Source organism: Gemmobacter caeruleus (assembly GCF_008271655.1).
GTDB lineage: Bacteria > Pseudomonadota > Alphaproteobacteria > Rhodobacterales > Rhodobacteraceae > Gemmobacter > Gemmobacter caeruleus.
The window spans coordinates 73022-92562 of record NZ_VKKX01000011.1 but is presented as its reverse complement, the minus strand read 5'-3'; the positions used below and the strand labels follow the sequence as shown (position 1 = coordinate 92562).

Annotated in this window: 20 protein-coding genes; 12 read left to right on the top strand and 8 right to left on the bottom strand. The window is 67.2% G+C overall.

Annotated features, from left to right (window positions below):
* Positions 1-69: 69 nt before the first annotated feature.
* Positions 70-738: a phosphoglycolate phosphatase gene (gene gph, locus FOA17_RS02790; protein WP_149139965.1), complete on the top strand. Its 669-nt coding sequence runs from the start codon at positions 70-72 to the stop codon at positions 736-738.
* Here gph and FOA17_RS02785 read toward each other — a convergent pair.
* Positions 716-1942: an RsmB/NOP family class I SAM-dependent RNA methyltransferase gene (locus FOA17_RS02785; RefSeq protein ID WP_149139964.1), complete on the bottom strand. Its 1227-nt coding sequence runs from the start codon at positions 1940-1942 to the stop codon at positions 716-718. The genes gph and FOA17_RS02785 overlap by 23 nt on opposite strands.
* Before the next feature lie 72 nt (positions 1943-2014).
* Here FOA17_RS02785 and FOA17_RS02780 point away from each other — a divergent pair, with 72 nt between their 5' ends.
* The gene (locus tag FOA17_RS02780; RefSeq protein WP_149139963.1) at positions 2015-2194 is read left to right on the top strand and encodes a DUF1674 domain-containing protein; all 180 of its coding nucleotides are present in this window, start codon (positions 2015-2017) and stop codon (positions 2192-2194) included.
* 99 nt (positions 2195-2293) lie between these two features.
* On the opposite strand, the gene dapB is transcribed toward FOA17_RS02780, so the two are convergent.
* Positions 2294-3103 (bottom strand): 4-hydroxy-tetrahydrodipicolinate reductase, encoded by an 810-nt coding sequence (gene dapB, locus FOA17_RS02775; RefSeq protein ID WP_149139962.1) that lies wholly within the window; start codon positions 3101-3103, stop codon positions 2294-2296.
* 88 nt (positions 3104-3191) lie between these two features.
* On the opposite strand from dapB, the gene rbfA reads away from it, so the two are divergent.
* Genes rbfA through truB form a run of 3 tightly spaced genes read left to right on the top strand, consistent with a single transcriptional unit; the run spans position 3192 to position 5308 of the window.
* A complete protein-coding gene (rbfA, locus tag FOA17_RS02770) occupies positions 3192-3629 on the top strand; it encodes a 30S ribosome-binding factor RbfA (RefSeq protein ID WP_420841675.1) in 438 nt (145 codons plus the stop codon).
* Positions 3622-4350: a phosphodiester glycosidase family protein gene (locus FOA17_RS02765; RefSeq protein ID WP_149139960.1), complete on the top strand. Its 729-nt coding sequence runs from the start codon at positions 3622-3624 to the stop codon at positions 4348-4350. The genes rbfA and FOA17_RS02765 overlap by 8 nt, the downstream gene beginning before the upstream one ends.
* 52 nt (positions 4351-4402) lie before the next feature.
* Positions 4403-5308 carry a tRNA pseudouridine(55) synthase TruB gene (gene truB / locus FOA17_RS02760; RefSeq protein ID WP_149139959.1) on the top strand — a complete coding sequence of 302 codons (906 nt, stop codon included), beginning with the start codon at positions 4403-4405 and terminating at the stop codon, positions 5306-5308.
* Between the two features lie 5 nt (positions 5309-5313).
* Here truB and FOA17_RS02755 read toward each other — a convergent pair whose 3' ends face one another.
* Positions 5314-6312, bottom strand: coding sequence for a calcium-binding protein (locus FOA17_RS02755; RefSeq protein WP_162528153.1), 999 nt, complete (start codon positions 6310-6312; stop codon positions 5314-5316).
* A 323-nt stretch (positions 6313-6635) separates the two neighbouring features.
* Between FOA17_RS02755 and rpsO the strand changes: the two genes are divergently transcribed.
* Together rpsO and pnp are read left to right on the top strand one after the other, a co-directional pair.
* Positions 6636-6905: a 30S ribosomal protein S15 gene (gene rpsO, locus FOA17_RS02750; RefSeq protein ID WP_149139957.1), complete on the top strand. Its 270-nt coding sequence runs from the start codon at positions 6636-6638 to the stop codon at positions 6903-6905.
* 234 nt (positions 6906-7139) lie between these two features.
* A complete protein-coding gene (pnp, locus tag FOA17_RS02745; protein WP_149139956.1) occupies positions 7140-9290 on the top strand; it encodes a polyribonucleotide nucleotidyltransferase in 2151 nt (716 codons plus the stop codon).
* Between the two features lie 195 nt (positions 9291-9485).
* On the opposite strand, the gene FOA17_RS02740 is transcribed toward pnp, so the two are convergent.
* Together FOA17_RS02740 and FOA17_RS02735 are read right to left on the bottom strand one after the other, a co-directional pair.
* On the bottom strand, positions 9486-9701 hold the full coding sequence (locus tag FOA17_RS02740) for a DUF1127 domain-containing protein (RefSeq protein ID WP_149139955.1): 216 nt from the start codon (positions 9699-9701) through the stop codon (positions 9486-9488).
* Between the two features lie 240 nt (positions 9702-9941).
* Positions 9942-10601, bottom strand: a complete 660-nt coding sequence (locus FOA17_RS02735) for a peroxiredoxin (RefSeq protein ID WP_149139954.1) — start codon at positions 10599-10601, stop codon at positions 9942-9944.
* Between the two features lie 255 nt (positions 10602-10856).
* On the opposite strand from FOA17_RS02735, the gene FOA17_RS02730 reads away from it, so the two are divergent.
* From FOA17_RS02730 to trxA, 5 genes are all read left to right on the top strand, one after another.
* Positions 10857-11636 (top strand): sulfotransferase family 2 domain-containing protein, encoded by a 780-nt coding sequence (locus FOA17_RS02730; RefSeq protein WP_162528152.1) that lies wholly within the window; start codon positions 10857-10859, stop codon positions 11634-11636.
* A gap of 69 nt (positions 11637-11705) precedes the next feature.
* Complete coding sequence (locus FOA17_RS02725) at positions 11706-13151, top strand: aldehyde dehydrogenase family protein (RefSeq protein WP_149139952.1); 1446 nt, start codon at positions 11706-11708, stop codon at positions 13149-13151.
* A gap of 203 nt (positions 13152-13354) precedes the next feature.
* The gene (locus FOA17_RS02720; protein ID WP_149139951.1) at positions 13355-14302 is read left to right on the top strand and encodes a GAF domain-containing protein; all 948 of its coding nucleotides are present in this window, start codon (positions 13355-13357) and stop codon (positions 14300-14302) included.
* A 143-nt stretch (positions 14303-14445) separates the two neighbouring features.
* The gene (adh, locus tag FOA17_RS02715) at positions 14446-15963 is read left to right on the top strand and encodes an aldehyde dehydrogenase (protein WP_149139950.1); all 1518 of its coding nucleotides are present in this window, start codon (positions 14446-14448) and stop codon (positions 15961-15963) included.
* Positions 15964-16161: 198 nt separating this feature from the next.
* Positions 16162-16488: a thioredoxin gene (gene trxA / locus FOA17_RS02710; protein ID WP_149139949.1), complete on the top strand. Its 327-nt coding sequence runs from the start codon at positions 16162-16164 to the stop codon at positions 16486-16488.
* 44 nt (positions 16489-16532) lie between these two features.
* Here the strand turns inward: trxA and FOA17_RS02705 are convergent, their stop codons facing one another.
* From FOA17_RS02705 to FOA17_RS02695, 3 genes are read right to left on the bottom strand one after another with little or no spacing between them, the layout of a single operon-like run.
* Positions 16533-17414: a hypothetical protein gene (locus FOA17_RS02705; RefSeq protein WP_149139948.1), complete on the bottom strand. Its 882-nt coding sequence runs from the start codon at positions 17412-17414 to the stop codon at positions 16533-16535.
* Positions 17407-18180 carry a 3'(2'),5'-bisphosphate nucleotidase CysQ gene (locus tag FOA17_RS02700; protein WP_149139946.1) on the bottom strand — a complete coding sequence of 258 codons (774 nt, stop codon included), beginning with the start codon at positions 18178-18180 and terminating at the stop codon, positions 17407-17409. The genes FOA17_RS02705 and FOA17_RS02700 overlap by 8 nt, the downstream gene beginning before the upstream one ends.
* Positions 18167-19507 (bottom strand): TldD/PmbA family protein, encoded by a 1341-nt coding sequence (locus FOA17_RS02695; RefSeq protein ID WP_149139945.1) that lies wholly within the window; start codon positions 19505-19507, stop codon positions 18167-18169. Before FOA17_RS02695 ends, FOA17_RS02700 begins: the two co-directional genes overlap by 14 nt.
* Positions 19508-19541 lie beyond the last annotated feature (34 nt).

The window sequence follows — 19541 nt, the reverse complement described above, 5'->3', positions numbered from 1 at the left end:
TGTGTAGGGGCCGGGCTGGACGCGCGGCGCGCAATGGGTCAGGGTGCCGGCGCGAACAGGGGGAATGACATGCAGCCTGCGGTGATCTTCGATCTGGACGGCACGCTGATCGACAGCGCGCCCGACATCCACGCGGCGGCGAATGCGGTCTTTGCCGCCCATGGTCACAGCTTTACCCGGGCCGAGGTGCAGGGCTTTGTCGGGCGCGGGGCGCCCAATCTGGTGGCGCGGCTGGCCGAGGCGCGGGGACTGCCCGCCACGGGGCCAGATTTCGACGCGCTGCTGGCGCGGTTCCTGCATGTCTATGAGGGCGCGCAGGGCCTGACCACGCTGTATCCCGGTGTCCGCCCGGCGCTGGAGACATTGGCGGCGCGGGGGCTGCGGCTGGCGATCTGCACCAACAAGCCGCTGGCCCCCACCCGCGCCGTGCTGCGCCATTTCGGGCTGGCGGGGCTGTTTCCCGTCGTCATCGGCGGCGACAGTCTGGCGGTGAAAAAGCCCGACCCGGCGCCGTTGCGGGCGGCCTTGGCACAAGCGGGCGGTGGCCAGGCGCTGTTCGTGGGCGATAGCGAGGTGGATGCCGAAACGGCCCAGGCGGCGGGGCTGCCCTTCCTGCTGTTCACCGAAGGTTACCGCAAGACCCCGGTCGCGGCCCTGCCGCATGACGCGGCCTTTGCCGATTTCGCGGCGCTGCCCGATCTGGTCGCCGCGCGGGTCAGTGCGTCAGCCGCACCATGAAGAACCCGTCCATCCCGCCCCGGTCAGCCCAGTAATCGGGGCGCAGCCGCAGGCCGCCTTCGGGCGTGATCCAGTCGGGCGCCACGCCTTGCAGCGCCGGCCGTTCCACCCGCAGGCCGGGATGGCGCGCCAATGCGGCGGCCAATTGGCCCTCGCCCTCGTCCGGCAAAAGCGAACAGGTGCAATAGACCAGCCGCCCGCCGGGTTTCAGCCAGCCAAGCGCGCAGTCGATCAGCGCAGCCTGCAAGGCCACCAACCCCGCCAGCTCGGACCCGTCCTTGACAAAGGGCAGGTCAGGGTGGCGGCGGATGGTGCCGGTGGCCGAACATGGCGCATCCAGCAGGATCGCATCAAAGGGCGCCTCGGGCTGCCATTCCAGCGCATCTGCCGCGACGACCCGTGCCCGCAACCCCGTGCGATCAAGATTTTCGCGCAGCCGCGCAAGCCGCGCCTCGGAGATATCGAGCGCGGTCACCTCGGCCCCGGCCGCGGCGAGTTGCAGCGTCTTGCCCCCGGGCGCCGCGCAGAGATCCAGCACCGTCTCGCCCCTGCGCGGCGCCAGTAGCGGCACCGCCAGCCCGGCGGCGGCATCCTGCACCCACCAGCCGCCGGTGGCGTAGCCCGGCAGGGCCGAAACCTGCGTGCCGGGCGGCAGGCGCAGGCTGCCGGTGGGCAGCGGATCGCCCTGAAGCCCCGCGCCATCGCGCAGGGTCAGGTCGATCGGCGCCGGGCGGGCTTGGACCGCCTCCATGGCCGTGACGGCCTCGCGCCCCCAGGCATCGACCAGGGGCTTGCGCAGCCAATAGGGCAGGCGCTGCGGCGGCAGTTTGGCAAAGGGCGCCTCTTGCGCGGCGACCTTGCGCAGCACGGCATTGACCAGCCCCGACAGGGCGGCATGTTTGCGATAGCCCCGGATCAGCCCCACGGCCTCGTTCACCACGCCATGCGCGGCCTCGCCCAGGGCCAGTTCCACCGTGCCCAGCCTCAGGACGTTCAGCACCGTCAGCGGCGGCGCCTTGCGCAGATGGGGTTTCAGCACGCGGTCGGCCTGTTCGACATGGCGCAAGACCTGCGCCGCCAGCCGCTGCGCGCGCGCCCGGTCGGCCGCCCCCAGCCCCGCAAGCGGCGCCTCGGCCTGGCTGAGCAATTGCCCCTCGCCCAGCACCGCATCCAGCATCCGCACCGCCGCTGCCCTTGCCGTCATCGCCCTGCCCGCCCTTGTTGCCAATGCCCCGCGCCGTATATCATGACAGGAAAGCCTGCAAGGAATGCCGCCATGAGCGATGAGACCCCCGCCGACCTGCCGCCCGAAGCCCGCCGTGCCCTGGCCGAGGCAGAAGCCCGCCGCAAGGCCGCGGCGCCGCTGGATCTGCCCCCCGAACTGGGCGGGCGCGACGGGCCGGAGGCCGTGCGCTTTGGCGATTGGGAAAAGAAGGGCATCGCCGTCGATTTCTGACGCTATCCCCCGGCGCCGCGCGGGATGGCCGGCGCCGGAATTTGAGTATTTGGGCAAGAAGCAAAGGCAGGATGCGACGCGCCCTGCCCCCCTTTGGGATCAGAGGCCCAGCACATCCATCATGTCATAGGCGCCGGGCGCGCGATCCTGGCCCCAGAGGGCGGCCTTGAGCGCGCCGCGGGCAAAGATCGCGCGGTCGGTCGCGACATGGCGCAGGATGATGCGTTCGCCCGCCGTGGCAAAGATCACGTCATGTTCCCCGACGATATCGCCGCCGCGAATGGCGCTGAAGCCGATGGCGCCGGAGGCCCGCGCCCCGGTGATGCCGTCGCGCCCCGAATCGCGCATCTGCGCCAGCGAGACGCCGCGCCCCTCGGCCGCGGCCTCGCCCAGCATCAGCGCGGTGCCCGAGGGCGCATCGACCTTCTTGTTGTGATGGGCCTCGACGATCTCGATATCCCAATCGGCGTCCAGTGCCTGCGCGACCTTCTGGGTCAGGCGGGTCAGCAGGTTGACGCCCAGGCTCATGTTGCCGGCGCGCACGATCACCGCGTGGCGGGCGGCGGCGGCAAGCTGGGTGAGATGGCTTTCCTCCATGCCCGTCGTGCCGATCACATGCACCGCGCGGGCCTGCGCCGCCAGCGCCGCGAATTCGACCGTGGCGGCGGGGGCGGTGAAGTCGATCACCGCTTGCGCCCGGGCAAAGGCCGAAAGCGCGTCATCGGTGACGGTGACGCCTATCGGCTGGCCGCCCAGCATCACGCCGACATCCTGGCCGACATGCGGGTTGCCCGCACGTTCGACCGCGCCAACCAGGCGGCACTTGTCCGAAGCCAGCACCGTGCGCAGCAGCATTTGCCCCATGCGCCCCGAGGCGCCCGTGATCACGATACCCGGCAGGTCGGTCATGCCCATCTCCCTTGTGCTTTGCTGCCGTTTAACGTGCCGCCGCCCGGCAGGAAAGCCCGCCGTTGCGGGGGCGGGGCAAAAGGCATAGATGGGGGGCATGGCAAAGAACCGTTTTTCCCAGGGCGATGGCCCCTCGCAGCGGCAGCTTCGCGTCGGCGAACTGATCCGGCGCACCCTGTCTGACGTGCTGAACCGGGCCGAGATCCACGACCCAGACCTGAACCGCATGTCCATCACCGTGGGCGAGGTGCGCTGTTCGCCCGATCTCAAGGTGGCGACGGTCTATGTCATGCCGCTGATGGGATCGGTGAAGGTCGAGGAGGCGATTGCCGCGCTGGCCCGCAACAAGGCCGAGCTGCGCCGCCATGTCGGCGGGCAGTTGACGCTGAAATACGCCCCCGACCTGCGGTTCCGCCCCGATGGCACCTTTGACCAGCTGGACGAGACGCGGCGGCTGTTTTGCGATGAAAAGGTGCGCCGCGATCTGGACGCAGCGGACGATGACGACGAAGCCGACGATGCGTAAGGCATTGGTAGCTCTGGCCTTTCTGGCCGGCCCTGCCGCGGGTGCGACCTGCACCGAAACGACGTTCGAGGGCGTGGATTTCACGCTGTGCGAGGCGCGGGCGGATCAGGATCTGCGGCTGTTCCATTCCGATGCCTCGGGCGCGCTTCTGGGCAGTTTCGGCGCGGTGAACGACATGCTGGCGCCCGAGGGCAAGCAACTGGCCTTCGCGATGAATGCCGGGATGTATCACCCCGACCGCGCGCCGGTGGGCCTCTATGTTGAGAATGGCGTGCAGCGCCATGACATCGTGCTGCCGGCGTCGAAGGGCAATTTCGGGCTGCTGCCCAACGGGGTCTTCTGCATCGGCGAGGGCCGGCTGGCGGTGATCGAATCGCATGCCTATGCGGCCGCGCCGCCCGCCTGCCGCCATGCCACGCAATCGGGGCCGATGCTGGTGATCGGCGGCAAGCTGCATCCGCGCTTCATTCCGGGGGGCGACAGCCGCTATATCCGCAATGGCGTCGGGGTCAGCGCCGACGGCCAGCGCGCTGTCTTTGCGATTTCCGAGGATGCGGTGAATTTCGACACTTTCGGGCGGCTCTACCGCGATGTGCTGCGCCTGCCCGATGCGCTGTATTTCGATGGCAAGGTGTCGCGGCTTTATGATGCCGGGACCGGGCGGTCGGATCTGGGCTTTGCCATGGGGCCGATTGTCGGGCTGGTGGTGCCGCAGCCTTGACGCGCGGGGCGCCGCCGGATAGCAGGCGGCGCTTGCGGATCAGGAGGCAGCAATGGCGCGCACGAAAAAGGGCCGGGCGGTTTCGGGCTGGGTCGTGATCGACAAGCCGGCGGGGGTCACCTCGACCGCCGTGGTGAACAAGGTGAAATGGGCGTTTCAGGCGCAGAAGGCGGGCCATGCCGGCACGCTTGACCCCGCGGCGACCGGCGTTCTGGCCGTGGCCCTAGGCGAGGCGACCAAGACCGTGCCCTATATCACCGATGCGCTGAAATGCTATCGCTTCCGCGTGACGCTGGGCGCGGCCACCACCACCGACGATGCCGAAGGCGCGGTGATCGAAACCCGCGACAGCCGCCCAGACGACGCGGCGATTGCCGCCGCACTGGCCGGTTTTCAGGGCGACATCATGCAGGTGCCGCCGCAATTCTCGGCCGTGAAGGTGGAGGGCGAGCGCGCCTATGATCTTGCCCGCGACGGGGTGGAGATGGACCTGGCCGCCCGCCCCCTGTGGGTGGAGCGGCTGGAGATGATCGGCCGCCCCGATGCCGATCATGTCGATCTGGAAATGGTCTGCGGCAAGGGCGGCTATGTGCGGTCGATCGCGCGGGATCTGGGGCAGGCGCTTGGCTGTCTGGGACATGTGGCCTGGCTGCGCCGGGTCTGGTCCGGCCCGTTCGACGCCGACAAGGGCACCAGCCTGGAGGAGATCGACCGCCTGGCCCGCACGCCCGAAATCGACGCGCTGTTGCAGCCGCTGGAGCTGGGCCTGACCGATCTGCCACGCGTGGAGGCGACGCCCGAAGGCGCGACGCGGCTGCGCAACGGCAATCCCGGCATGGTGCTGGCGCATCTGGCCTTTGGCGACGAGGCCTGGGCCAGCTATCAGGGCAAGCCCGTCGCCGTGGGGCAATATCGCGCGGGTGAATTGCACCCCAGCCGGGTCTTCAACTTGCCCTGACGGGATCAGGCCGCGCGCAGCTTGATCGCCGCCAGTTCGAGGCCCGAACCGTTCTGCACCAGCGCCAGCGGCATGCCATCCAGATGCAGCGCCATGTCGTCGCTGTCATCGACCTTGTGCAGGCTCAGCACCGGGTCGGGATGGGCCTCGGCGTCATAGACGACCTCCAGCGTATCCTGCCGCGCGTCGAAATCCAAGATGCGCGATTGGTCCCCTTCGGTCAGCCAGTCGCCCAGCTGAAAGGTATCGGCCCCGTCGCCGCCGGTCAGGATATCGCCCTGCCCCGCGACCAGCAGATCGTCACCGCCGCCGCCATTCAGGAAATCGGCGATATGGTCATCGCCCTCGGGGCCGTGGCCGATCAGGGTGTCATTGCCGAAATCGCCATCCAGCGTATCGGCCCCGGCACCGCCGAACAGGCTGTCGTCATCATAGCCGCCATTGAGCCAGTCATCCCCGGTGCCGCCGCGCAGCGTGTCATCGCCGCTGCCGCCCAGCAGACTGTCATCGCCGGCATTGCCGAACAGCCGGTCATCGCCATTCTCGCCCGCCAGTTCATCCGCACCGCCGCCGCCGCTCAGCCGGTCGGCGCCATCGCCACCGGCCAGCCGGTCGGCGCCCGCACGGCCGAACAACTGGTCGCGACCGGCCTCGCCCTCCAGCCGGTCAAGACCCTGTCCGCCATCCAGCCGATCATTGCCGCCGCGCCCGACCAACTGGTCATCGCCGCCATACCCGTGCATGTCGTCGCGTCCGGCGCTGCCGCCGATGCGGTCATCGGCGTCGGTGCCTTCGGGCACCTCGTCGTGATCGGGGGCCGCGGCGGCGCCATCCTCGCGCGTGATGAGGTCAAGCATGTCGGGGCGGTCGGCCTCGGCCGCGTCCTCCGGCTCGGGCGCCTTGTCGCCCTGATCCTCATCGTCACCGTGATCGGGGCGCCCCAGCATCCCGTCCACCAGAAATCCGGCGCCCAGCACGCCCAGCAACCCCAATAATCCCAACACCGCGTCACCCTCCGCAGACCAGCCCGACCCAGACCCGGCAGCGTTAACCATATTTTCACGCAAGCCATTGCCATTGCTGACAATTTCAACGCCCATCATGGCACAAAGGCGGCATCCGCGCCACGGCGTCGCGGCAAATCTTTCGGATTTGGTTAAAAAGCCCGGCATCGCAGCGCCAGCCCCCCCGCGCGATCAGGCTTTGCAAAGCCCGGCTTTTGGCCTATACGCGCGCATCCGGCGGGATCATCCGATTCCGGCGGAAGGGCCCTGCTGGACGACATCCCGGCTTGTGCCGTCACCCAAACCCGAAAAAGGAGATCCCGATGTCGATCACCGTGGAAGAAAAGACCCGCCTGATCAAGGAATACGCGACCAAGGAAGGCGACACCGGTTCGCCCGAGGTTCAGGTTGCGATCCTGTCGTCGCGCATCGCGACGCTGACCGAGCATTTCAAGACCCACAAGAAAGACAACCACTCGCGTCGCGGTCTGCTGATGCTGGTGGCGCAACGCCGCAAGCTGCTGGACTACCTCAAGGGCAAGGACGAAGGCCGCTATGCCGCGCTGATCGCCCGCCTGGGCCTGCGTCGCTAAGCCTTTCACAAGGTTTTGCCGGGACGCCCGTGCCGCAAGGCGCGGGCGTTCTGCTTTTGGCGCCTGCCGCGCCTCCCCACTTCCCAAACGCCATGTTTTCCTGTATGGCCCGCCCATCTGAGACGTGAGGCCCTGCCCCCGGGCCGCATGCGCAGGATTGGGGGCGGCGGCAATGGGGCCGCCATAAACGGGAGACACGGGATGGGCCCGTGACAGCTCCCATGAGGATGACAGATGTTCCATATCACGAAAAAATCCATCCAGTGGGGCGATGAGACGCTCACGCTGGAAACGGGCAAGGTTGCGCGTCAGGCCGACGGTTCGGTCATCGCCACGCTGGGCGAAACCAGCGTCATGGCGAACGTGACCTTCGCCAAGCAGCCCAAGCCGGGTCAGGACTTCTTTCCGCTGACCGTGCATTATCAGGAAAAATACTATGCCGCCGGCAAGATCCCGGGCGGCTTCTTCAAGCGCGAGGCGCGCCCGTCCGAGAAAGAGACGCTGGTGTCGCGTCTGATCGACCGGCCCTGCCGCCCGCTGTTCGTCGAAGGCTTCAAGAACGAAGTGCTGGTCATGGCCACCGTTCTGTCCTGTGACCTGGAAAACGACCCCGATATCGTCGCGATGATCGCCGCCTCGGCCGCGCTGACCATTTCGGGCGTGCCCTTCATGGGCCCGATCGGCGCCGCCCGCGTCGGCTTTGTCGATGGGCAATATGTGCTGAACCCGTCGATGGACGACATGACGCAGCTGCGCAACAAGCCGGAGCAGCGTCTGGATCTGGTCATCGCCGGCACCAAGACCGCCGTGATGATGGTGGAATCGGAAGCCTATGAGCTGACCGAGGAAGAAATGCTCGGCGCCGTGAAATTCGGCCATGACGCGATGCAGCCGGTGATCGACCTGATCATCGACTTCGCGGAAGAATCCGCGAAAGAGCCCTTCAACTTTGCCGCGCCCGACCTGACCGCGATCTATGGCAAGGTGAAAGCGGCGGGCGAAGCGCAGATGCGCGCGGCCTTCGCGATCAAGGACAAGCAGGAACGCACCTCGGCCATTTCCGCCGCGGTGGACGCCATCAAGGCCGCCCTGTCGGAAGAAGACCTGGCCGATATCAACCTCGGCTCGGCCATCAAGAAGCTGGAATCGTCGATCCTGCGCGGCGACGTGGTGAATAACGGCGTCCGTATCGACGGCCGCGACACCAAGACCGTGCGCCCGATCGTCTGCGAAACCGGCGTTCTGACCCGCGCCCATGGCTCGGCGCTGTTCACCCGCGGCGAGACGCAGGGCTTGGTCGTGACCACGCTCGGCACCGGCGAGGATGAGCAGATCATCGACGCGCTGAACGGCAATTACCGCTCGAACTTCCTGCTGCACTACAACTTCCCGCCCTATTCGGTCGGCGAGGTTGGCCGCGTGGGTTCGCCCGGCCGCCGCGAGATCGGCCATGGCAAGCTGGCCTGGCGCGCGCTGCAAGCCGTGCTGCCCGCCGCCACCGATTTCCCCTACACCATTCGCGTGGTGTCGGAGATCACCGAATCGAACGGTTCTTCGTCCATGGCTTCGGTCTGCGGCGGGTCGCTGTCGATGATGGATGCGGGCGTGCCGCTGAAGGCGCCGGTCGCCGGTGTGGCCATGGGTCTGATCCTGGAAGATGACGGCAAATGGGCCGTGCTGACCGACATCCTGGGCGACGAGGATCACCTCGGCGACATGGATTTCAAGGTCGCGGGCACCGAAAACGGCATCACCTCGCTGCAAATGGACATCAAGGTCGCGGGTATTACCCCCGAGATCATGCAGCAGGCGCTGGCTCAGGCCAAGGACGGCCGGATGCACATCCTGGACGAGATGAACAAGGCGCTGTCGGCCCCGCAGGGCTTCAGCGAATACGCCCCCAAGATCGAGACGCTGACCATCCCGACAGACAAGATCCGCGAAGTGATCGGTTCGGGCGGCAAGGTCATCCGCGAGATCGTGGAGACCTCGGGCGCCAAGGTCGATATCAACGATGACGGCGTGATCAAGATCGCCTCCTCCTCGGCCGATGCGATCAAGCGCGCCTATGACATGATCTGGTCGATCGTGGCAGAGCCGGAAGAGGGCCAGATCTACACCGGCAAGGTGGTCAAGCTGGTCGATTTCGGCGCCTTCGTGAACTTCTTTGGCAAGCGCGACGGTCTGGTCCATGTGAGCCAGATCGCCAACAAGCGCCTGAACCACCCGAACGAAGTGCTGAAGGAAGGCCAGGAAGTGAAGGTCAAGCTGCTCGGCTTTGACGATCGCGGCAAGGTGCGCCTCGGCATGAAGATGGTCGATCAGGAAACCGGCGCCGAAATCGCGCCCGAGAAGAAAGAGAAAGAGGAAGCCGCCGAAGGCTGATCCCTTCTGCGCCCTGTTTCAGAAAGGCCCCGGTTTCGCCGGGGCCTTTTTTCATGGCCTTTCAAGGCCCGACAGGCGGGCAGCAAAAAGGCCCGCAGCCGGGGCTGCGGGCCTGAAAAGGCGGTGGAGCAAGGGAGGAGGAGTGCCCCACCAGAACCGGCATCAGGGAGGAGGAGGATGCCGGTCTTTCGCGAATTACTTGCCGTAGGCCGCTTCATGGGCCAGATCGGCCACCTGCGCGCGGACCACGCCCAGATCGGCCAGATCACGATCGCTCAGCGCGTTCAGCTCGGCCAGGGTGCGGGTATAGACGGCGCGACGCGCCAGAGCCGCTTTGACGTTGGCGACGGTGTTCGCCGCGAACTCCACCAGCGAGAAGCCGGAAACGCGATTGGAAACCACATAAGCCATGTCAGAACCTCATCATCTTCTTCGGTTCGGCGCGGGCCGGATTGCCCTTTGCCGTTGACGCTAACATGGGGCAAATGCTGCACCCGCACAATCCGCCCTCTGCCCAAAGCCGCCATGCGTTTCCTGCATGGCTCGGGTTTCGGCCAAAAACGGGGGACTCAAAGCGGTTTCATACGCGATCCGACATGAAAAAATCCCGTGCGAGACGCACGGGATTTCTGCAAGTGCAAAATCGACGACTTACTTCGTCGGGGCCTTGGCAAAGCGCAGATAGGGCAGCTTGATGTCGAGCTGGCCGTATTTCTCGGCCGCCTGATCGTTGTTCAGGCTCAGCGCGACGATCACATCCTGACCCGGCACCCAGTTGGCCGGCGTGGCCAGCGGCACGCCATCAGTGGCCTGCACCGCGTCCAGCGCGCGCAGGATCTCGGCGAAGTTGCGGCCGACCGACATCGGATAGGTCATGGTCAGGCGCACCTTCTTGTCGGGGCCGACGATATAGACCGTGCGCACGGTGGCAGTATTCGCCGGGGTGCGCCCTTCGCTGGGCAGGTAATATTCGGCCGGCAGCATGTCATAGGCCTTGGCCACCGTCAGCGAGGTGTCGTCGATGATCGGGAAATCGGCCGGGCTGCCGGCAAAGGCCTCGATGTCGCGCTTCCATTTGCCGTGATCCTCGACCGAATCCACCGAAACGCCGATCACCTTGGTATTGCGCTTGGCGAATTCGCCGGCCAGTTGCGCCACGGCGCCGAATTCGGTGGTGCAGACCGGGGTGAAATCGCGCGGATGCGAGAACACGATCCCGTAGCTGTCGCCCAGCCATTCGTGGAACCGGATGGTGCCGGCGGTCGAGTCGGCGGTGAAATCGGGGGCGATATCGTTGATGCGAACGGACATTGCTTGGCTCCTGCAAGGAATTCGCAGGCAACATAATCCCCCGCGCCGCGGAATCCAGCCCGGAAAGCCCCGGCGCGGCAAAGAAGACCGCCGGCAGGCGAAAGCGGCCGGGGCGCGGGACGTTGTCTTTCCCGCCGCCGCTGGATAGGGTCCGATCGTCCGCGAATGGGGGCCAGATGCAGACCGATATCACCGATGCGCTTGCCCGGCCCCATGGCCCGGCACCAGCCCAGCCCAAGCGGAGGGGCTAGGCGCATGCTGTGGCCCAATCGACATTTCAGCCCGTTCAAGCTGTTCCTGCATCGCGAAAGCCATACCGCGCTGATGCTGAACCCCAAGGTGCTGACCACCTTCACCCGCGCCCTGCTGGCCGAGGGCTATCGCCTGCATCTGGGGCAGGACGACCCCTCGGGCGGACGCTGGCCCATGCTGAACGTGGCGCGCCGCTTTCCACTGGCGCGCAGCGGCGATTACCTCGATTACCTGCGCCGCCCCGATGCCTGGGCCACCCATGCCTTTGTCCGCAACCCCTATGGGCGGCTGGCCTCGGCCTGGAAGAACAAGTTCTTTGACGGGCATCATCGCTCGCCACAGGGGCTCGACAGTGCCTATGCCCGGTCGATCCGCAAATACCGGCTGGCGCCGCTGCGCGCCTTTGCGCGGTCGCGGGGGCTGGAAGGCGGGGCACCCAATACGCTGGTGCCCTTTGACACCTTCCTGCATTGGGTCGCCGCCACGCCCGAGGGTCGCCGCGACCACCATTGGGAACCGCAATCGCGGGTGCTGATGACCGACCGCATCCGCTATGCCGCGCTGTGGCGGATCGAGGATCAGTTGCAAGACGGCTTTCTGGCGGTCACAGCGCCGCTGGGCTTTCCGCCGGACTGGGTGATCGACCGTCTGGCGCAGCCGCGCAATTCCAGCAAGACCCGCGCCCGCGCCTACACGCCGGAAACCGCCGCGCTGGCCCGCCCGCTTTGCGGGCAGGATCTGGCGGATTTCGGCTATGACCCGGAAAGCTGGACTGCCTATTAATTTGATCAAATTTTGCTTGCCCTCGGTCTGCGCCCCTGCCAGACTGCGCGCGACCGCATGGAGGCCCGAATGATCGAGAAACGCGACTTTTACATCAATGGCGCCTGGGTCGCCCCGCTGGCGCCGCGCGATTGCGCGGTGATCGACCCCTCGACCGAGGAGCCCTGCGCGGTGATCTCGCTGGGCACGGCGGCGGATTGCGACCGCGCGGTGGCCGCGGCCAAGGCCGCCTTCCCGGGCTGGGCCGCTACCCCACCGGAAACCCGCCGCGCCCATGTCGTGAGAATCCTGGAACAATATGAGGCGCGGGCCGAGGAAATGGCCCGGGCGATCAGCCTGGAAATGGGCGCCCCGATCAAACTGGCGCGCGAAAGCCAGGCGCCTTGCCTGCCCTGGCATCTGAAGAATTTTCTGACCGCTTTCGATCAGATCGAATGGGTGCGCCCGCTGGGCCCCCATGCGCCCAATGACCGCATCGCGCTGGAGCCCATCGGCGTGGTCGGACTGATCACGCCCTGGAACTGGCCGATGAACCAGGTGACGCTCAAGGTGATTCCCGCGCTGCTGGCCGGATGCCCCTGCGTGCTGAAACCGTCGGAGGAGGCGCCGCTGTCCTCGATCCTGTTCGCTGAATTCTGCCACGATGCCGGGCTGCCGCCGGGCGTGTTCAATCTGGTGAATGGCGATGGCGCCGGCGTCGGCACGCGCCTGTCGGAACACCCGGATGTGGAGATGATCTCGTTCACCGGCTCGACCCGGGCCGGGCGCGCGATCAGCAAGGCCGCCGCCGAGACGCTGAAGCGCGTGACGCTGGAACTAGGGGGCAAGGGCGCCAACCTGATCTTTGCCGATGCCGATGAGCGCGCGGTGGAACGCGGCGTGCGCCACATGATGAACAATTCGGGCCAGAGCTGCAACGCGCCCTCGCGCATGCTGGTGGAACGGTCGATCTATGACCAGACCGTTGAAAAGGCCGCACAAATTGCTGCCTCCATCGAGGTCGGCCCGGCCTCGGCCGAAGGGCCGCATATCGGCCCGGTGGTGAATGAGCGGCAATGGAACCAGATCCAGTCCTATATCCAGAAAGGGATCGAGGAAGGCGCGCGGCTGGTGGCGGGCGGGCTTGGCCGGCCTGAACACCTCAATCGCGGCTTCTATGTGAAGCCCACGGTCTTTGCCGATGTCACCCCCGGGATGACCATCGAACGCGAGGAAATCTTTGGCCCCGTCCTGTCGATCATCCCTTTCGACACCGAGGCAGAGGCGGTGCGCATCGCCAATGACACGCCCTATGGCCTGACCAATTATGTGCAGAGCCAGGACGGCGCGCGGCGCAATCGGCTGGCGCGGCAATTGCGCGCAGGCATGGTGGAGATGAACGGCAAATCCCGCGCCGCCGGCAGCCCCTTTGGCGGCATCAAGGCCTCGGGCCGCGCCCGCGAAGGCGGACATTGGGGGATCGAGGAATTTCTGGAGGTCAAGGCGATCTCCGGTTGGGACAGCGCGCAGGACTGAGCGCGGCAGGGGGGCGCTCGCGCCCCCCGTCTCCTGCGGAGACTCCCCCCTGAGGATATTTTGGAACAGATGAAAGGGCGCCGAAGGGTGCCCTTTCAGGCCCGGTCTTGCCCGGGCGCGGCGGCGGATTAGACCAATGTCGCACAGACAGCGCGGCGCGTTTCTCTAGCATGGGCACATCCATGCGGCTCGGGGAGGAACGCATGCCTTGCAGCGAAACTTATCATCACGCCGCCCGGATCGAGGCCGCGCTGACCACCGGCGAGGCCGCGCGGTCGCCCATCGCGGCATCCTGGTCGCGTTCGGCCCGGATGCACGGGCTGGATCCCGGCGCCGGGCGCAAGACGCCCCGCCTGACCGAGGGCGAGCTGGCGGCGCTGCGCGCGGGGATGGAGCCCACGATCCGCGCCGCCGCCCCCACGATGGACCGGCTGTTCCGTGCCGTTGGCGGGCTGGGCACCTGTGTCGTGCTGACCGATCGCGACGGCGTGCCGGTGGACCGGCGCGGCAATCCGGGCGAGGACGACGATTTTGCCCGGGCGGGGCTGTGGACCGGCACGATCTGGTCCGAGCGCGCGGCGGGGACCAATGGCATCGGCACCTGCATTGTCGAGCGCCGGCCCCTGACCATCCTGCGCGATCAGCATTTCATGGCCGCCCATACCGGGCTGAGCTGTTCCTCGGCGCCGATTCATGATGCGGAGGGCCAGTTGACCGCCGTTCTGGATGTGTCTTCGGCCAGTGCGGCCTGTTCGGAGGCGGTGATGCAGCTGGTCGCCCATTCGGTGACCGAGGCGGCCCGGCGGATCGAGGGCGATCTGTTCCGCACCGCATTCCCGCAGGCGCGGCTGCTGGTGGTGCCCGGCACCGAACGCGGCGCCGGCGCGCTGCTGGCCGTGGACGCCGACGAGCTGGTGATCGGCGCCACCCGCGCCGCGCGGCTGCATCTGGGGCTGAGCGGCGATCTGCGCCGCGCCCCGCGCCCGGCGGCCGATCTTCTGGGTCTCGAATCGCATGGCACGCTGGAGGGCGGCGAACGCGCCGTCATCGCCCGGGCACTGGCGCGCGCCCAGGGCAATGCCTCGGCCGCGGCGCGCAGCCTGGGCATCAGCCGGGCCACGTTTCACCGCAAGGTCGCCACGCGACATTGACGCCATCGCCGGGGGCGCAACCTGTCTCAGAACTGAGACAACCCGCGCCCCCGACCTGACCGGACCGGGGTGACCGGCATCGCAATCACCCGCAGACTGAAACCACACCGCCGCAGGGAGGCGGCGCAGAGGAGGAACAGACCATGACGAAACTCGAAACTTTCGACCTGACGAAAGCGCCCTTCAAGACCCGCTACGACAACTTCATCGGCGGCGAATGGGTGGCCCCGAAATCCGGCCGCTACATGGACAACATCTCGCCGGTGACCGGCGCGGTGGTCTGCCAGGTGGCCCGCTCCGACGCCGCCGATATCGAGCGCGCGCTGGATGCCGCCCATGCCGCCCGCAAGAAATGGGGCGAGACCTCGGTCACCGAGCGGTCGAACATCCTGCTCAAGATCGCCGACCGGATCGAGCAGAACCTGGAGGCGATCGCCGTCGCCGAGACCTGGGACAATGGCAAGCCGCTGCGCGAGACGATGGCCGCCGACATCCCGCTGACCATCGACCATTTCCGCTATTTCGCCGGCGCGATCCGCGCGCAGGAAGGCTCGATCGGGCAGATCGACAATGACACCGTGGCCTATCACTTCCACGAGCCGCTGGGCGTTGTCGGGCAGATCATCCCGTGGAACTTCCCCATCCTGATGGCGGCGTGGAAACTGGCACCTGCGCTGGCCGCCGGCAACTGCGTGGTGCTGAAGCCCGCCGAACAGACCCCGGCCTCGATCCTCTATCTCATGCAGTTCATCGAAGACCTGCTGCCGCCGGGCGTTCTGAACATCGTGAACGGCATCGGCGAAGAGGCGGGCGCCGCCCTGTCCTCGTCCAAGCGCATCGCCAAGATCGCCTTCACCGGCTCCACCCCGGTCGGCAAGATGATCATGAAGGCGGCCGCCGACAACCTGACCAACATCACGCTGGAACTGGGTGGCAAATCCCCCAACGTGTTCTTTGCCGATGTGATGAACGAGGATGACGAATTCCTCGACAAGGCGCTGGAAGGCTTCGCGATGTTCGCGCTGAACCAGGGCGAGATCTGCACCTGCCCCAGCCGCGCGCTGGTGCATGAATCGATCTATGACCGCTTCATGGAAAAGGCGCTGGCGCGAGTGAACGCGATCGTCGCCGGCGACCCGCGTGCCACCGCGACCATGATCGGCGCGCAGGCCAGCCAGGAGCAATATGACAAGATCAGCGCCTATCTGGAAATCGGCCGCAAGGAAGGCGCCAAGGTGCTGACCGGCGGGTCGGTGAACAAGTTCAACGGCGATCTGTCGAATGGCTTCTACATCCAGCCGACCGTCTTTGAAGGTCACAACAAGATGCGGGTCTTCCAGGAGGAAATCTTCGGGCCGGTCGTGTCGGTGACCACCTTCAAGACGCTGGAAGAAGCGCTGGAGATCTCCAATGACACCGTGTTCGGTCTGGGCGCGGGCGTCTGGAGCCGCGACACCAACACCGCCTATCGCGCCGGTCGCGGCATCGAGGCGGGTCGGGTCTGGACCAACTGCTATCACGCCTACCCGGCCGGCGCGGCCTTCGGGGGCTACAAGCAGTCCGGTATCGGGCGCGAGACCCACAAGATGATGCTCGACCATTATCAGGAAACCAAGAACCTGCTGGTCAGCTACAACCCCAACAAGCTGGGCTTCTTCTGATCCGGCTTCCCGACAGGCGGGCCGCCTCCCGGCCCGTCAACTCCCTGTGTCGGGCAGGAAAGGCCCGGTGCGTCCCCACGCACCGGGCCTTTTGCCATGCGACAATTGGGGGTCGGCCTTGCGTCAGCCGCAAGTTCTTGACGTCGGGCGGTGCGATCCTTACGTTCTGTGCCCGACAGATTCCCTTGGAGAATGATCATGGGCGCCGCCACCGTTGCCGTTACCGATGCCACCTTCGACGCCGAAGTGCGCCAGTCGCCGATCCCGGTCGTCGTGGATTTCTGGGCCGAATGGTGCGGCCCCTGCCGCCAGATCGGCCCGGCGCTGGAAGAACTCGCGACCGAATATGCCGGCAAGGTCAAGATCGTGAAGGTGAATGTGGACGAAAATCCCGACAGCCCGGCCGTTCTGGGCGTGCGCGGCATTCCGGCCCTGTTCCTGTTCAAGGATGGCCAGGTCGTGTCGAACAAGGTCGGCGCCGCGCCCAAGGCCGCGCTGGCCAACTGGATCGCCTCGGCGATCTGATCGCGGTGTCTGCGATGCGAAAGGCGGCCTTCGGGCCGCCTTTTTCATTCCGGCCAGCCCTGCGCCGTCAGGATCGCGCGAATGTGACCGGGGGCATCCGGGGCCTGGGCGTCGATGGCCTCTTGCTTGAAGAACCACCAAAGGTATTCCGTCATCCGCTGCGGCGGCGCCTGGCCGATCTCGAGCGCGCGGGTCAGACCGTCGCGCGGCACCGATCCGGCAGGGTGGTGAAAGTCGATCCCCGCGAACAGCACCGCCCCCTTGCCGGCGACCATGGCATGCAGCGCCACCGACGAATTCTGGCAGGCCACGAAATCGCAACCGGCAATCAGGTCGGCGGCCGGCGCCGTCACCAGTTGAAAGCGCGGGTGCCGCGCCAGACGGGCCAGGGCGGCGTGATCCTCGGGGGCATAATCCTCGGCCGGGTGCAGCGTCGCGCGCAGCGGCAGGGGCTGGCGCTCCAGCAACGTCTCGATCATCGCGACCGGGCTCATGCTTTGAAAGCTGCGATGCCGGGTCAGGCGACCTTGCAGCGGCACGAAGACGAACCCCTCGCGCGTCAGCGCCCGCCCCGCCAGCACACGGTCACGCAGCCGGGCGTGAAAGGCGGCGGCGCGGGGCGGCACGTGGGACGCATCGGGCAGCTTGCCCGCCACCGCGAAATTCCACCGCTCATTCGTCGGCTCGATGCGCCAGAACGGATACCAATAGGCGCGGCGCAGGCACAGCACGCCGGGGCGGCGCGGCTCTTGCATATGGGTCAGGGCAAAGCCGTCGCGCGCGGGGTTGGCGCCCTCGGCCTCGGGTCGGTAGCAGATCTCCCAGCCCGGCAGGGCCTCGATCACGCGCGACAGGATATTGGTCTGGCAGGCCTCATGCCCCGCCCGCAGATGATCGGGCAGATAGAGCGTCAGCCGCCTATCCACCCAGCCGCTCCCGCAGGGCGGCATGCAACGAGGCGGGCGCGGCGATCACGCCCTCGGCCTGCGGATCGGGCCGGTTCAGCACCAACGAGGCCCCGTGGCGGTCACTGACCTGCACGCCCGCGCGTTCGGCGATCAGGGCGCCCGCCGCGATATCCCATTCCCAGGCCGGGCGCAGCGTCAGCATGGCGTCGAACCGCCCCTCGGCCACCAGACACAGCCGCCAGGCCAGCGAGGCGCGGAAGCTGCGCTTCAGGTCCGGCACACCGCCCGGCCAATGCTCGGGCGCCATCATATGCCCCGTGGTCAGGACCGAGGCCCCCGTCAGCTCCACCCGGTCCGAGGCGCGGATCGGCTGGCCGTCGCGCAGCGCCGGCCCCTGCGCCGCAGCGGAATACAGCCGGTCATGCGCCGGCAGATAGACCACCGCCGCAATGGGCCGCCCGTCCTCCACCACCGCCAGCGACACCGCGAAACTTTCCTCGCCCGCGATGAAGGCGCGGGTGCCGTCGATCGGATCCAGCACAAAGACCCGCCGCGCCGACAGACGCTCTGCCCCGTCGGGGTCTTCCTCCGACAGCCAGCCGTAATCGGGCCGCGCCCCGCGCAAGACCGCGCGCAGATGGGCGTTCACCGCCAGATCGGCCTCTGTCACCGGGCCGAGACCCGGCTTTTCCCAGACCTGCGGCGATTGCCGCCAGAAGCCGAGCGCGATTGCCCCACCCTGCCGCGCCGCCTCGATCAACAGGGAGTGGTCACTTTCCGGCAAGCGTCATCCCCTCGATCAGGATCGACGGCACGCGGGTCGCCAGATGCGGGCGCGCGTCATTGGCCGCCACGAAATCGCGCAGCATCTCGCGCAGGTTGCCGGCGATGGTGCATTCATTCACCGGATAGGCGATTTCGCCATCCTCGACCCAGAACCCGCTGGCGCCGCGCGAATAATCGCCCGTGGTCGGGTTGATCGTCGATCCGATCATCGAGGTGACCAGAAGCCCGGTGCCCATCTGCCCGATCAACTGCCGCCGCGTCGCGGTGCCCGGCGTCAGGTCGATATTCGACGTGGCGGGCGAGGGCGGCGAGGTGGTGCCGCGCGCGGCATTGGCGGTGCTTTCCATGCCCAGCTTGCGCGCCGTCGCCAGATCGAGCGTCCAGCCCGTCAGCACGCCATTCTCCACGATCAGGCGCCGCCGCGTGGCCAGCCCCTCGGCATCGAAGGGGCGCGAGCCCGAAATGCGCGGGCGATGCGGGTCTTCGATCACCGAAAACCCCTTGGGCAGCACCTGTTCGCCAAGCGCGTCGCGCAGCCAGCTTGACCCGCGCGCGACCGAGGCCCCGTTCACCGCCGCCAGCAGATGCCCGATCAGGCTTTGCGAGATGCGTTCGTCGAACAGAACCGGAAAGTTGCCGGTGGCCGGCTTGCGCGCGCCCAGCCGGGCCAGCGCGCGTTCGGCCGCCAGCGCACCGATGCTTTCGGGCGTGGGCATGTCGGCGGCATAGACACGGGATTCACCGGCATAGTCGCGTTCCATCCCGGTGCCTTCGCCGGTAAAGGCCACGGCCGACAGCGACAGCGAACTGCGGGCATAGCCGCCCTGAAAGCCGTTGGTCGCGCTCAGCACCATTTCGCGGCGGCCATAGCCGGCAGCGGCCTGCACCTGGGTAATGCCGGACACGGCCATGGCGGCGGCCTCGACCGCGCGGGCGCCGTCTTCCAGCGCCTGCGCCGTGGGTTCGGGCGCCTCCTCGACCAGATCGAAGGCCGCCAGATCCCAGTCGCGGGCGATCTGGCCCGGATCGGCCAGCCCGGCATAGGGATCCGCCGGCGCCTCGCGCGCCATCGCGACGGCGCGTTCCGCCACATCGGCCAGCGTCCGCGCCGAGGTGTCAGAGACCGAAACGCAGGCCTGCCGCCCGCCGATCAGCACGCGCAGGCCCAGTTCGATGTCTTCGGCGCGTTCAGCCTGTTCCAGCGCGCCCTGCCGGATGTCGATCGACACCGAACTGCCCTGCACCGCCAGCGCATCGGCAGACTCCGCCCCCGCCTTGCGGGCAGCGTCAAGCAGGGCTTCGGTCAGGCGGGCAAGATCGGTCATGGAACATCCTTCCTTTGAATGAAGGAGCTAAGTT